This is a genomic window from Pseudomonas mandelii (assembly GCF_006438925.1).
GTDB classification, from domain to species: Bacteria; Pseudomonadota; Gammaproteobacteria; order Pseudomonadales; family Pseudomonadaceae; genus Aquipseudomonas; species Aquipseudomonas mandelii_C.
Genome location: NZ_RCZA01000013.1, coordinates 313,981 through 327,065 on the forward strand (window position 1 = coordinate 313,981; position 13,085 = coordinate 327,065).

A 13,085-nucleotide genomic window follows, 5' to 3' on the forward strand; every position below is an offset into this window, starting at 1 on the left:
CACGATCCCTGTGGGAGCGAGCTTGCTCGCGATGGCCGCGCCTCGGTCTGGAGCCTTAGAAACAGGTTTCCATGGTTTCGATGACGTTCAGCTGTTCATCCACCAGACACCCGATACGCCACTTGTCGAACGTCAGGCACGGGTGCGAAGTACCAAAGGAAATAATGTCCCCCACCCGCAACTCAACCCCCGGCGCCACGGTCATGAACGCATGCTGGTCCATCACCGCCGTCACCTTGCAGGCACTGACGTCGTCGCCCGTCGCCGGCACCACGCCCGCCTTGTAACGCAACAGCGGCACCGGTAACCCGGCGTCGTAGGCCACGTCGCGTTTACCCAGGGCGATCACCGCAAAACCCGGTTCCGGCAACGACTGCACGTGAGCCCAGACTTCCAGCGCCGGGCGCAGGCCTTCGTGCAGGTCGCTGCGGCGATCGAGCACGCAGCATTGCGCTTCTTTATAGATGCCATGGTCGTGAGCGACGTAGCTGCCGGGACGCAGCACGCTGAGGAAACGTCCGCCGGCGTTCTGCGCTTCGAAGGATTCAGCGATCAGGTCATACCAGGCCGAACCCGACGCAGTGATGATCGGCTTGGGAATGGCAAACGCGCCGCTGTCCTGCAATTGCACGGCCAGGCGCACCAAAGAATCAGCGAACGCACGGATGCCGCTCACCGCGTGATCGCCGTGAATCACCCCTTCGTATCCTTCGATCCCGCTCAGCGCCAGGGCCGGTTGTGCAGCAATGGCTTTGGCCAGTGCGACCACTTCATCTTCCGTGCGGCAACCGCAACGACCGCCGACCACGCCGTACTCGATCATCACGTTCAAGCGCACACCGCGGGAGGCGAAATACGCGCCGAGGTCAGCGACGTTGTCCGGGTGATCGACCATGCAATGGAAGTCGAAAGACGGGTCCGTCAGCAGATCGGCGATCAACGCCATGTTCGGCGTACCGACCAATTGGTTGGCCATCAGCACCCGATGCACGCCATGGGCGTAAGCCGCGCGGGTTTGCGTGGCGCTGGCCAGGGTGATGCCCCAGGCACCGGCGTCCAGTTGGCGGCGAAACAGCGCCGGGGTCATGCTGGTTTTGCCGTGGGGGGCGAGTTCGGCACCGCTGTTGCTGACAAAGGCCTGCATCCAGCGAATGTTGTGTTCCAGCGCTTCGCGGTGCAGCACCAGCGCAGGCAGGCTGACGTCGCGCACCAGATTGGCGCCTGTGTGGGCAAAGCCCTTTTCTACGGTGGCAGTATTTTTGGCAGAAAACATGGTCGAACTCCTCACATTCGCGGCCGCAGGCAGCCGCTGTTATTCGTTGATGCGACGGGCCAGGCTGTTGGCGCTGTCGATCAGCACCCGGCGGTAGTCGTTGTAATTGTTCTTGGCATCGGCCCGTGGGGCGACGATGCACAGGGTCGCAATGGCCACGCCGTTCGGGTCTTTCACCGGGGCGGCAAAGCAATGGGTAAAGGTGTCGGCAACGCTATCGAAAGAGAAGAAGCCATCGATAGCGGCCTGACGGATTTCACCGAGAAACTGTTCAAGCGGCAGGCGTTCACCGTTGGGCAGGATGAAGTCGTCGTGATCAATCAGGTCGACGATTTCCTGGTCGCTCAAGTGCGCCAGCAGCAGGCGCCCGGAAGCGGTCCAGGGGATCGGCGTGTTCTCGCCGATGTCCGAGGAAATGCGGAAATGCCGCTCGCCCTCTTTCATCAAGGCCACAGTGTATTTTCGTCCGTTGAGCAGGCACATCTGCGCGGTTTCGCGGGTCTGGCTGACGATCTCCTGCAAGGCATGATCGGCCTCGCGGGTCAGGTCGAAATGGCGTAAATGCGCTTGCCCGAGGAAGTACAGCTGACGGCCGAGGTAGACGTGACCGTCCTTGCCCACGGCCTCCAGAATCCGTCGTTCCAACAGGGAGGCAACCAATTCGTAGACCGTGGATTTCGGGCTGCCGATGCCGCTGGCGATTTCGTTCGGGCGCAGGGGCTTGCCGACTTCCTTGAGAAAATCGAGGATATCGAACGCCCGGTCCAGACCGCGAGCCCGGCGCTTGATGGTGTCTTCGGTCATTTCAGTATGCTCATTCAATGTTGCCCTGTAGGAGCTGCCGCAGGCTGCGATCTTTTGATCCAGCTCTTCTGGCACCTACAAAAACGCCAGAAGATCGCAGCCTTCGGCAGCTCCTACAAGAGTCACCGCGGTTCAGGCCTTTTTCTTGTACGCGACGCAGTCGATCTCGACCTTGCAATCGACCATCATGTTCGCCTGCACACAGGCCCGGGCCGGTGCGTGTTCGCTTTTGAAATATTCGGAAAACACCTTGTTGAAACTCCAGAAATCCCGCGGGTCTTCCAGCCACACGCCGGCGCGCACCACGTCTTCCAGGCCGTAACCAGCCTCTTCGAGAATGGCGATCAAATTCTTCATGGTCTGGTGAGTCTGTTCGACGATGCCACCCACAATGATTTCGCCATCCAGCGCCGGTACTTGCCCGGACACATGCAGCCAGCCATCGGCTTCAACGGCGCGGGCGAAAGGACGGGGCTGGCCGCCACCGGCGGTGCTGCCGGTGCCGTAACGAGTAATGCTCATGAGTGTTTCTCCTGATTGAAAAGTGAAAATGCTTTTAAAAAAATCAGAACCGCGTGTTCTTGAGAAACTCCGCCAGACGCGGTGATTGCGGGCGTTCGAACAGTTCCTTGGGTGGCCCCTGCTCTTCGATCCGCCCCTGATTCATGAAAACGATCTTGTCCGAGACCTCAAACGCAAAACGCATTTCGTGGGTCACCAGCAGCATGGTCATGCCGTCCTCGGCCAGGCCTTTGATCACGCTCAGTACTTCGCCTACCAATTCCGGATCGAGGGCCGAAGTGACTTCGTCGAACAGCATCAGGCTCGGGTTCATTGCAATCGCCCGGGCAATCGCCACGCGCTGCTGTTGACCGCCGGACAACTGACCGGGGAAGTGATCGCGGCGTTCCAGCAAGCCGACTCGCTCCAGCCATTTTTCCGCCAGGGCCACCGCTTCATCCTTGTGCAACTTTTTGACCTTGAGCAAACCGAGGGTGACGTTCTGCAACGCCGTGAGGTGCGGAAACAGGTTGAACTGCTGGAACGCCATGCCGGTCATGGCCCGATGCCGGGCGATGACTTTTTCCGGGTGCCGCACGCGCTTGCCGTTGACCTCGTCATAACCGATGGACTCGCCATCGAGCATGATCTGCCCGCCCTGGAACTCTTCGAGCATGTTCACGCAACGCAGCAGCGTGGTCTTACCCGAGCCGCTGGAACCGATCAGCGTCACGACGTTGCCGCGCTGCATGGTCAAGTCGACGCCCTTGAGCACTTCGAGCTGGCCGTACTTTTTGTGCAACCCGCGAATGTCCAGCAGGGGCTGATCGTTTTGAGCCCTGGCGTCTTTTGCGTTAGAGAGCTGAGATTGAGTCATGGCAAGGCCACCCGCTTTTCAATGTGCCGGCCGAGTAATTCGATGGCGTAGTTGATGACGAAAAACAGAAATCCGGCGAACAGGTAAAACTCGAGGGTCATGAAGGTCCGGGCGATGATCTGCTGCGTACTGAGCAACAATTCGGCCACACCGATCACCGACAGCAGCGTCGAAGCCTTGACGATCTCGGTGGACGAGTTGACCCAGGTCGGCAAGATCTGCCGCAACGCCTGAGGCAACAACACGTAGCCCAAAGACTGAAAGAACGTCAGGCCAATGGCCTTGCTCGCTTCCATCTGACCACTGGGCAGCGCTTGCAACGCGCCACGCACGATCTCGGCGACGTGGGAGCCGCAAAACAGCGTCAGCCCCAACGCACCGGCCTGAAAGGCACTGATCTGCCAGCCCAATGCAGGCGCCATATAGAAGCAGGCGAGCACCAACACAAACACCGGCGTGCCACGAATCAGGTCGACGTAAAAACGAAACGGCGCGCGCATCCAGAACTTGCCGTACGTCAGCACCAGACCGGCGACGATGCCGACCATCGTGCCCAACAGAATCGCCAGGGCCGAGACCTGCACGCTGGTCAAAAAGCCTTGCCACAGCACTTCCCGGGCAACCCATAACTCATGCAACCAACTGGGGGATTCGTACATGTGGGGCCTCCTATCGGCGAATCGCCAGACGCTGCTCGAGGTAACGCAGCATCATGGCAATGAGGTAACAGGCCGCCACATAGAGCGCGGTGGTCACCAGCCAGGTTTCAATCACCCGGTAGCTCTCGACATTGATCTTGCGCGCGTAATAGGTCAGCTCCGGCACGGCAATCGCCGCGGCCAGCGAGGTGTCCTTGAACAGCGAAATGAAGTTGTTCGACAGGGCCGGCAGCACATTGCGCAGCATCACCGGCACGGTGACGTACGCCTTGACCTGCCATTCGCCCAGACCAATCGCCAACCCGGCTTCGCGCTGCCCCTTGGGAATGCTCAACAACCCGCCGCGAAACACTTCGGTCAGATACGCCCCTGCATACAGCGACAGGGTGATGATGAACGACGGGATCTTGTCCAGACGAATCCCCAGGCTCGGCAAGGCGAAGTAGATCAACAGAATCAACACCAGAATCGGCGTGTTACGGATCACCGTCACATACACCGACGCCAGCACCCGCAACGCGCGGTGCTTTGAGAGCAAAGCAAACGCCATCATCAGGCCGATCACGCAGCCGATGGCGATCGACACCAGCGCCAGTTCGAGGCCCAGACCGAGCCCCGCCAGCAAGGTGTCGAAATCGCGCCACACGGCGGCAAAATTCAACTGATAGTTCATGGTCAGCGGTACCTTGAACGGGGCGATTTATGACCGCCCCGCTCTCACGGGATCATTTGAATTCGACGGGGAAACCGATGGCTGGTGTCGGCAGATCGACACCGAACCACTGCTTGAAGGAGGCCGCGTAGGTCGGGAATTCAACGCCGGTCATGGCTTCATGCAATGTGGTGTTGACGAAGTTCAGCCAGTCCTGATCGCCGCGCTTGACCGCGCACGCGTAGGTTTGCGGGCTCCAGGCATAAGCCGGGCTGCGATAGCGCCCCTGGTTCTGCACCATCAGGTATTTCACCGAGGACTGATCGGTGGCCGCGGCGTCGGCGCGACCGGAGTTCACCGCCTGATACATCAGGTCCACGCTGTCGTACTGATCGACCTTGGCCTTGGGCAAGGCCTGATGCACCAGTTCTTCGGCGTACACGTTCTGCAGTACCGCCACAGTCACGCTGTCGCCGGCGGCTTTCAGGTCTTCGATTTCCTTGTACTTGCTGTTGGCCGGTAACAGCAGGCCGACACCTTCGCGGTAGTACGGCAGCGTGAACGCCACTTGCTGGGCACGGCTGGCAGTCACGGTGATGAACTGGCAGCTCATGTCGACCTTGTCGGTCAGCAGGTTCGGAATCCGCGCATCGGACGACTGCACCACGAACTCGACCTTGCTCGGGTCGTTGAACAACCCCTTGGCCACCATCCGCGCGATATCGATATCAAAACCCTGCAACTTGCCATCCGCTCCCTGGAAGTGCCACGGCGCATTGGTACTGCCCGTGCCCACAATCAGTTTCCCGCGGGCCAGCACGCTATCGAGCTTGCTGTCCGCCGCCTGGGCCACACCCATGACAGCAGCCGAAGCCGCGAGAACAAAAACACACGCTTTAAACAAGGAAGGTCGGCGATGCATGGCAAGCACTCCAGGGTGATGTTTATTCCGCTATAACGGAAGGTAGTATGTAACAACGGAATAAACAGCAGAAAGTGTGCCACAGGATGTGGGCGGAATGTTGGGAGATTGAAAAGTGTTTTGAATCAAATGGATGGAGAAAAATACAACACCGACGTTACGAAACGCACAGGAGAACGACCGCTACCGTTGGCTACAAAGTGCGGGTACCTGGTTCACAGTTGGTGTTTTGATGGGCTAATTCGGTGCGGCGCTGGCTGAAAACTCCAGCTCATAGGTCATCAATCGAAACCTTTATGGTCGGATCGTTTTCCCGCTCTTTACAAAGGGCAAGTAACTCCAAATCATCCAGTCGATTCATTATGGCTTCGTACTCTTTTGCGGGAACACAATAGAAAGCCGGCTCATTGCGGTTAAGGATCGCAACAGACAGGCCACCGCCGGCAGCGACCGTTCCCATCGGATTTTTTTTCAATTCAGAAATGCTGGCCACGACCTTCGAAAGCACGATATGTGTCATGAAGTTGTTCCTGATGAGTGAACAAAAAAGTATCACGCCAGACGCTTCCGGCTTTCCGTGTGTCCTGTCGGGTTGGTCCTGTAACACGGTAAGGAGTGTCCAAGGATACGTAGGAAAACCTACCTACCTGTTATTTCTGACAGTAGACCCTTCCCTGCGCCTTCCTTTACCGTCGACGGACCGTCAATGGCCGTTGTGAAAAGGAGATTTCAATGAGCTCGATAACCGCCCCTGCAGCGCTAGCCCCGGTCTACCGCAAAGCCCTGAAAACCTGGCGCCCGGTGATCTTGTACTTCGGCAGTCAGCACTGTCCCGCCTGCGAAATGGCCGGACCGGTGTTTCGCCAGATCGCCGAGACGTATCGGCATCACGCGCAGATCTACATGCTCAACACTAGCGAATCCCCCCGCCACCCGGACGTCACCGGCACACCCACCGTGCTGTTTTACAAGGAGGGGAAGTTGCTGAAAAAGCTCAAGGGAATCGGCACTGAGCAAACCCTGCAGGAAGACTTCGCCAGGCACATCGGCAAGGTGAAACCCAGATACACGGCTCGCAAACCGAGCCATGACCTGATGTGGTTACGTAAAACCCTGCGGACCCTGTGCACCGTGCCTCGGGCACGTCAGGTCGGCAGGGCTTGAGTTGTCTGTCGCCGGATAGAGCGCTTTCGCGAGCAAGCCCGCGAAAGCCCCTCAAATCCGGCGCAAAATTACCCGCCGATACGCGCCAGCAACACGCGTGTCACCCGCCGCTCTTCAATCGCCACCACGGTCATCCGCCAGCCTTCCCACTCATGACTGTCACCGATCATCGGCAGGCGATCCAGCACGCTCACCACCAGTCCGGCCAGGGTCTGATAGTCGTCGGTGGGCTCTGCCGCAAACCCGGTTCGCTGTCGCACCCGCGCGAGGTTCAACGCGCCACTGACCATGAATCCACCCTTCTCCTCGACCACATCCGGGCCCTCGATTTCGCTGGCGTCAGGCAACTCGCCGGCGATCGATTCGAGAATGTCGGTCATGGTCAACAGACCGACGAAGTCACCGAATTCATTGACCACAAACGCAATGTGCGTCGAGGCTTTGCGCATCTGCTCCAGGGCATTGAGGATCGAGTAACTGTCCAGCAAGTTGATGGTCTTGCGCGCCAAATGCTCAAGACCGGGCGAGTTGCCGGCCAGGTATTCCTTGAGCAATTCCTTCTTGTGCACGAAGCCCAGCGGTTCATCCACTGCACCATTGCGAATCAGCGGCAGGCGCGAATAGGACGAATGCATCAGGCGTGTGCGAATGGTGTCGGCATCGTCGGACAGATCGATGTAGTCGACGTCAGCACGCACGGTCATCAAGGTGCGGATCGGCCGCTCGGCGAGTTGCAGCACACCACTGATCATCACTCGCTCGCGACGGTCGAACAGTTCTGCGCTTGGTGCTTCACCGTTGTCCAGCAAGTCGGCAATCTCCTCGCCGACCTCCTCCACGGCCAGCTTGCGGCCACCGAGCAAACGCATCACGGCGTGGGCCGTGCGCTCACGCATCGGTCGCAAGCCCTGCATGGATTTTTTGCGGCGAGCCCGGGCGATCTGGTTGAAAATCTCGATCAGGATCGAGAAACCGATGGCCGCGTACAGGTAGCCCTTCGGAATGTGGAAACCCAGGCCTTCAGCGGTCAGCGCAAAGCCGATCATCATCAGGAAGCCCAGACACAGCATGATCACCGTCGGGTGTTCGTTGACGAAACGGGTCAGCGGCTTGCTGGCGACGATCATCAGGCCGATGGAAATAATCACCGCGATCATCATCACTGCCAGTTCATCGACCATGCCCACAGCGGTAATCACCGCATCCAGCGAGAACACCGCATCGAGCACCACGATCTGCGCCACGATCGGCCAGAACAGCGCGTAAGCCGCGTTGGACGAGCGCTGGCCAACATGGCCTTCGAGCCGCTCGTGCAATTCCATGGTGGCTTTGAACAACAGGAACACACCACCGAACAGCATGATCAGGTCGCGGCCGGAGAAGCTCTTGTCGAACACCTCGAACAGCGGCTGAGTCAGCGTCACCAGCCACGAAATACTCGCCAGCAGGCCCAGGCGCATCAGCAACGCCAGGGACAAACCGATGATCCGCGCACGGTCGCGCTGCTCGGGCGGCAGTTTGTCGGCGAGGATTGCGATAAACACCAGGTTGTCGATGCCCAGCACCAGCTCCAGCACAATCAACGTCAACAGGCCCAGCCACGCGGTGGGGTCAGCTATCCATTCCATAAAAACGTCTCGATCTCTTCAGTGAATTCAGAATGCCGGGCACGGCAAGGCGCGGCGCGGAGGCCGTGGAACTGCAAGGTCAAAGGTATTCAGACGTCGAAAGACTGGGTGTTTCGCGTGCATCAAGACCGCGCCGTAGCGCGAGGAGAAAGGATAACCGGGAGGCTCCGAGAGGGTGTTCATGCACGTCCTGAAAGGAAAAAGGCCTTGGAGCGTACAGGCGAAAGCGACATTTCCTACAGCTGGAAATCATTACAAAATCTGTAATCAGCGATTTTTGACCCGTTCGATATACCTCGCCACCGCTGGTGATTTTTCGAATCGCCGATAAATCAACGACAACCACGAACTCGCCTCGCACCCTTTGATTGTCCGGTACACCACGCCGGGCAATCCCACATGGCCGACCACCGACTCAGGCACGACGGCAACGCCCTGCCCCAACGACACCAACGCAATGACCGCCACCAACCCGCCCGGTTGCGCCCCGAGTTTCGGCGCAAATCCGCCGTCGGCGGCAACTTGCAAGGTGCCGCTGATTTGCTCCGGCAGAATGAACGTCTCGTTCTGCACATGTTCCGGGCCAATCTCTGGCAGTCGGCACAGCCAGGACTCGGTCGGCAGCGCCAGCACAAAACCTTCTGCGTCCAGGCGAATGGCTTCCAGGCCTTCAGGCAGGGTCATGGGTGAGCGGACATAGCCAATATCGAAACGCCCCTCGACCACCATCATCGGCAATGACGCCATGGGACTTTCCCGTACGTTCAGGCTGACGTCAGGACACTCGCGGCTGAAGGCTTGCACCTGTTTCTGCAGCAAGCCCGAATACACCGCCGAAGCCACGTAACCCAGTTCGATATGGCCAATATCCCCGCGCCCGGCACGCTGGGCGTTGTACTGAGCGTATTCGAATTGCCGCACCGTCGCCTCGGCCTCGATCAACAGCGCGGCGCCGGCCTCGGTCAGGCTGACTTCACGTGTCTGGCGCACGAACAATCGCGTGCCGAGTTCGTTCTCCATGTCCTGGATCTGTCGAGTCAAGGTCGGCGGTGCGATACCGAGTTGTTCGGCGGCGCGGGTGAAGTTGCCTTGCCGGGCAACGGCCAGAAAATAGCGGAAATGCCGTATGTCCATTGGTGCGTTAGCTCAAAGGTAATGAAGTGACAAGGCACGCCTAACAAGGGAAGCGTCAACAGACGATAAGCTCCACTGACTTTCACAGTAGAGAAATGTTGCTATGCCCGTCAAACCCAAGGTAAGCCCGCGCCTGACATTACTCACAGCCTCAGGCGTTTGCTCACTGATCGTCCTCGACACCAACATCGTTGCCGTGACGCTGCCTACGATCGCCCGCGACCTGGGCGCTAACTTTGCCGACATCGAATGGGTGGTCAGCGCTTACATGCTGGCCTTCGCCGCCCTTTTGTTGCCGGCTGGCAGCATCGCCGACCGCTTCGGTCGGCAGAAAACTCTACTCTGCGGATTGGTCATCTTCATCCTCGCGTCCATCGGTTGCGGTGCCGCGCCCAATGCGCTGTTCCTCGACATCGCCCGGGCGATCAAGGGTGTCGGCGCGGCCTTGCTGCTGACCTCGGCCCTCGCCTCCATCGGCCATACCTTTCACGATGAAGTGGAACGGGGCAAGGCCTGGGCGTTCTGGGGCGCGTGCATGGGGGTGGCGATGACCGCCGCGCCGACGGTCGGCGGGCTGATCACCGAATATATGGGTTGGCGCTGGATTTTCTACCTTAACTTGCCCGTCGGCTTGTTCCTGATGGTGATGGTCTGGCGCGCCGTGCCGGAGTCCCGCGACACTCAGTCCGCGCGCCTCGATCCCTGGGGCAGCCTGGCGTTCAGTGCGAGTTTGCTGTGCCTGATCTGGGGCCTGATCGAGGCGAACCGGATTGGCTGGAGCAATCCGCTGACCTACGCCCGGCTCATCACCGGCGCTCTGTTGCTGGGGCTGTTCGTGGTGATTGAACGGATGCAGCGGCGGCCGATGGTTGACCTGCAACTGTTCAAGCATCCGCGTTTCATCGGCGCGCTATTGGGCATGTTTGCCTACGCCGGTTGCGCCCAGGTGATGATGACCCTGCTGCCCTTCTACCTGCAAAACGGCCTGGGTTTCTCGGCCATCGCTTCAGGGCTGGGGATGTTGCCGTTTGCCCTGACCATGCTGATTTGCCCGCGCATCGGCGTACGTCTGGCGAGTCGATTTACCCCCGCCACATTGATGGCCGCCGGTTTGACCCTGGTCGGCAGCGGCAATCTGCTCAGTGCCTGGGCCGTCAGCAGCGGCGGTTACCTGCCCTTCGCCCTGGCGATTGCCGTGACGGGCGCCGGTGCCGGGCTGCTCAACGGTGATACGCAAAAGAACATCATGGCCTGCGTGCCACGGGAGCGTACCGGCATGGCTTCAGGCATGAGCACCACCATGCGCTTCAGCGCAATCGTGCTGGCCATCGGCGTGTTCGGTGCGTTGCTGTCCAGTCATACCGAGCTGTTATTGCGTACGAGCCTGACGGCACAGGGTGCGCAATGGCTCGGCCAAACCCAGGGCATCGCCTCGCGGGTGGTGGCCGGTGACATGACGGCGGCGATGGGACTGTTGCCGGAAACCGCACGAACCGTGGTCGAACCGTTGGCCCGCCAAGCCTTCGTCGGTGGTTTCAGTCTGCTGCTGTGGGTCGCGGGATTGTTGGCACTACTGGGTGCGCTGGTGGTGGGCACGCTGATGCGCAATCCGATCCCCGTTGCGTCGACCGCAGCTATCGGCGCGAATGCTTGAATGACGCCAGCACCCGCTCGGCATTCGCATCGCAGCCCATGCCTTCGGGTTTCGCCTGTATGTCGTCGATCACCGCCAGCAGCTTCGCCTTGCTCTGCGCCAGGTGCAGCTGCATTTCTTCGATCTGACGGACTTTGCGCTTAAGCCCCGCCAGCAGTTCGTCGTGCTTGAATTCACCGGTGATGGTGTCCGGCATCAACTGTTTCAACTCTTCCAGGCTGAACCCGGCCTGCTGGGCGCATTGGATCAGGTACAGAGTCTGCAATACCTGCTCGGGATAATGCCGGTAACCGTTGGCCCGGCGTTCCACCTGCCGAATCAAACCCTGAGCCTCGTAAAACCGAATGCGCGATGCGTTCAACCCGCTCAATTGCGCCAATTCACCAATCTTCATCACGGCCTCATTTGCCTGCTTGACATTAAAGTTAACTTTAAGCTTAGCCTCTGCTCTTCACTGATGAGGAGTCAAGCATGTCGCCCTTCCAAGCGTTGAATTTGCCCAACGGCCAGACCCTCGGCAACCGCATCGCCAAAGCCGCGATGGAAGAGAACCTCGCTGACAGCGGGCAGGCACCTGCAGAGGCCTTGTTCCGGCTGTATCAGGCGTGGGCCGAAGGCGAAGCCGGCCTGTTGCTGACCGGCAACGTGATGATTGACCGCCGCGCCATGACCGGCCCCGGTGGTGTGGTGCTGGAAGATGAGCGGCACCTTGAACGCTTTCGCCAGTGGGCCAGCATCGGTCGGGCCGGTGGTGCGCAATTCTGGATGCAGCTCAATCATCCCGGCCGTCAGACCATGGCCAACCTCGGCCAGCAAGCGTTGGCGCCTTCGGCGGTGGCGCTGGACCTGGGCGCGTTCTCGAAGATGTTCGCCGAACCCAAACCCATGAGCGAGCGCGACATCGAAGACGTTATCCAACGCTTCGCCACCAGCGCTGCCCTGGCGGAAAAGGCCGGTTTCACCGGGGTGCAGATTCATGCCGCGCACGGCTATCTGATCAGCCAGTTCCTCTCGCCCTTGACCAACCGCCGAACCGACCGCTGGGGCGGCTCTCTGGAAAATCGCGCGCGCTTGTTGTTGGCAGTGGTCAGCGCCGTGCGCAAGTCTGTGTCGCCGCAGTTTTGCGTGGCGGTGAAGCTCAACTCCGCAGACTTCCAGCGCGGCGGTTTCGATGCCGACGATGCCCGGCAAGTCATCCAGTGGCTCAACGATCAACCGATCGATCTGCTGGAACTCTCTGGCGGCAGCTACGAAGCCCCGGCCATGCAAGGCGAGGCCCGGGATGGCCGGACCCTGGCGCGAGAAGCGTATTTTCTGGAAATGGCCGGTGAGCTGGCCAGCGTGGCGAACATGCCGGTGATGGTCACAGGCGGGATTCGACGCCTGGCGATCGTCGAACAGGTGCTCGAGAGCGGCATCGCCATGGCCGGGATCGGCACGGCACTGGCGCTCGAACCTCAACTGGTCAAACGCTGGCGCGAAGGTCAGAACAGTCACCCGCAACTGCCGCCGATTCGCTGGAAACGCAAACCCCTGGCGGCATTGGCGAGCATGGCCGTCGTGAAATTCCAGCTCAATCGCCTGAGCCGTGGGCGCAAGACTCGTCCCGACGTCTCGGCGCTATGGGCGTTGATTCTCGACCGCGTGTACATCGCCCGGCGTACTCGCCAGTACCGGCAGGCGATGGGAATGAAGTAATCCAATGTGGGAGCGAGCCTGCTCGCGATAGCGCCCGACCAGTCAATATTGATGTCGCCTGACACACCGCTATCGCGAGCAAGCTCACTCCCACAAGGGTATGTCTGCGCTGCAAGTAT

At 59.7% G+C, this 13,085-nt stretch carries 14 protein-coding genes; 3 read left to right on the forward strand and 11 right to left on the reverse strand.

Annotated features, from left to right (window positions below; all coding sequences use genetic code 11):
* Positions 1-55: 55 nt before the first annotated feature.
* The 8 genes from EAH74_RS27420 to EAH74_RS27455 all read right to left on the reverse strand — a co-directional run bounded on the left by EAH74_RS27420 (position 56) and on the right by EAH74_RS27455 (position 6,208).
* Positions 56-1,273: an amino acid deaminase gene (locus tag EAH74_RS27420; RefSeq protein ID WP_140682607.1), complete on the reverse strand. Its 1,218-nt coding sequence runs from the start codon at positions 1,271-1,273 to the stop codon at positions 56-58.
* 39 nt (positions 1,274-1,312) lie between these two features.
* Positions 1,313-2,077: an IclR family transcriptional regulator gene (locus tag EAH74_RS27425; RefSeq protein ID WP_140682609.1), complete on the reverse strand. Its 765-nt coding sequence runs from the start codon at positions 2,075-2,077 to the stop codon at positions 1,313-1,315.
* A gap of 132 nt (positions 2,078-2,209) precedes the next feature.
* Positions 2,210-2,599, reverse strand: a complete 390-nt coding sequence (locus EAH74_RS27430; RefSeq protein WP_140682610.1) for a RidA family protein — start codon at positions 2,597-2,599, stop codon at positions 2,210-2,212.
* 43 nt (positions 2,600-2,642) lie between these two features.
* Positions 2,643-3,455 (reverse strand): amino acid ABC transporter ATP-binding protein, encoded by an 813-nt coding sequence (locus tag EAH74_RS27435; RefSeq protein WP_140682613.1) that lies wholly within the window; start codon positions 3,453-3,455, stop codon positions 2,643-2,645.
* A complete protein-coding gene (locus EAH74_RS27440; RefSeq protein WP_140682616.1) occupies positions 3,452-4,114 on the reverse strand; it encodes an amino acid ABC transporter permease in 663 nt (220 codons plus the stop codon). Before EAH74_RS27440 ends, EAH74_RS27435 begins: the two co-directional genes overlap by 4 nt.
* 10 nt (positions 4,115-4,124) lie before the next feature.
* Positions 4,125-4,787 (reverse strand): amino acid ABC transporter permease, encoded by a 663-nt coding sequence (locus EAH74_RS27445; protein WP_008015908.1) that lies wholly within the window; start codon positions 4,785-4,787, stop codon positions 4,125-4,127.
* Between the two features lie 52 nt (positions 4,788-4,839).
* The gene (locus tag EAH74_RS27450; RefSeq protein ID WP_140682619.1) at positions 4,840-5,688 is read right to left on the reverse strand and encodes a transporter substrate-binding domain-containing protein; all 849 of its coding nucleotides are present in this window, start codon (positions 5,686-5,688) and stop codon (positions 4,840-4,842) included.
* 271 nt (positions 5,689-5,959) lie between these two features.
* Positions 5,960-6,208, reverse strand: coding sequence for a type II toxin-antitoxin system Phd/YefM family antitoxin (locus EAH74_RS27455; RefSeq protein WP_140682622.1), 249 nt, complete (start codon positions 6,206-6,208; stop codon positions 5,960-5,962).
* Between the two features lie 212 nt (positions 6,209-6,420).
* Between EAH74_RS27455 and EAH74_RS27460 the strand changes: the two genes are divergently transcribed.
* Positions 6,421-6,852, forward strand: coding sequence for a thioredoxin family protein (locus EAH74_RS27460; RefSeq protein ID WP_140682625.1), 432 nt, complete (start codon positions 6,421-6,423; stop codon positions 6,850-6,852).
* Between the two features lie 68 nt (positions 6,853-6,920).
* On the opposite strand, the gene EAH74_RS27465 is transcribed toward EAH74_RS27460, so the two are convergent.
* Together EAH74_RS27465 and EAH74_RS27470 are read right to left on the reverse strand one after the other, a co-directional pair.
* Positions 6,921-8,480, reverse strand: coding sequence for a TerC family protein (locus EAH74_RS27465; protein ID WP_140682628.1), 1,560 nt, complete (start codon positions 8,478-8,480; stop codon positions 6,921-6,923).
* Positions 8,481-8,747: 267 nt separating this feature from the next.
* The gene (locus EAH74_RS27470; protein WP_140682631.1) at positions 8,748-9,614 is read right to left on the reverse strand and encodes a LysR family transcriptional regulator; all 867 of its coding nucleotides are present in this window, start codon (positions 9,612-9,614) and stop codon (positions 8,748-8,750) included.
* Positions 9,615-9,717: 103 nt separating this feature from the next.
* Between EAH74_RS27470 and EAH74_RS27475 the strand changes: the two genes are divergently transcribed.
* Positions 9,718-11,268 carry an MFS transporter gene (locus EAH74_RS27475; protein WP_140682634.1) on the forward strand — a complete coding sequence of 517 codons (1,551 nt, stop codon included), beginning with the start codon at positions 9,718-9,720 and terminating at the stop codon, positions 11,266-11,268.
* On the opposite strand, the gene EAH74_RS27480 is transcribed toward EAH74_RS27475, so the two are convergent.
* Complete coding sequence (locus tag EAH74_RS27480; protein ID WP_140682637.1) at positions 11,249-11,662, reverse strand: MerR family transcriptional regulator; 414 nt, start codon at positions 11,660-11,662, stop codon at positions 11,249-11,251. The genes EAH74_RS27475 and EAH74_RS27480 overlap by 20 nt on opposite strands.
* Before the next feature lie 77 nt (positions 11,663-11,739).
* Between EAH74_RS27480 and EAH74_RS27485 the strand changes: the two genes are divergently transcribed.
* Positions 11,740-12,966, forward strand: coding sequence for an NADH:flavin oxidoreductase/NADH oxidase family protein (locus EAH74_RS27485; protein WP_140682640.1), 1,227 nt, complete (start codon positions 11,740-11,742; stop codon positions 12,964-12,966).
* Positions 12,967-13,085 lie beyond the last annotated feature (119 nt).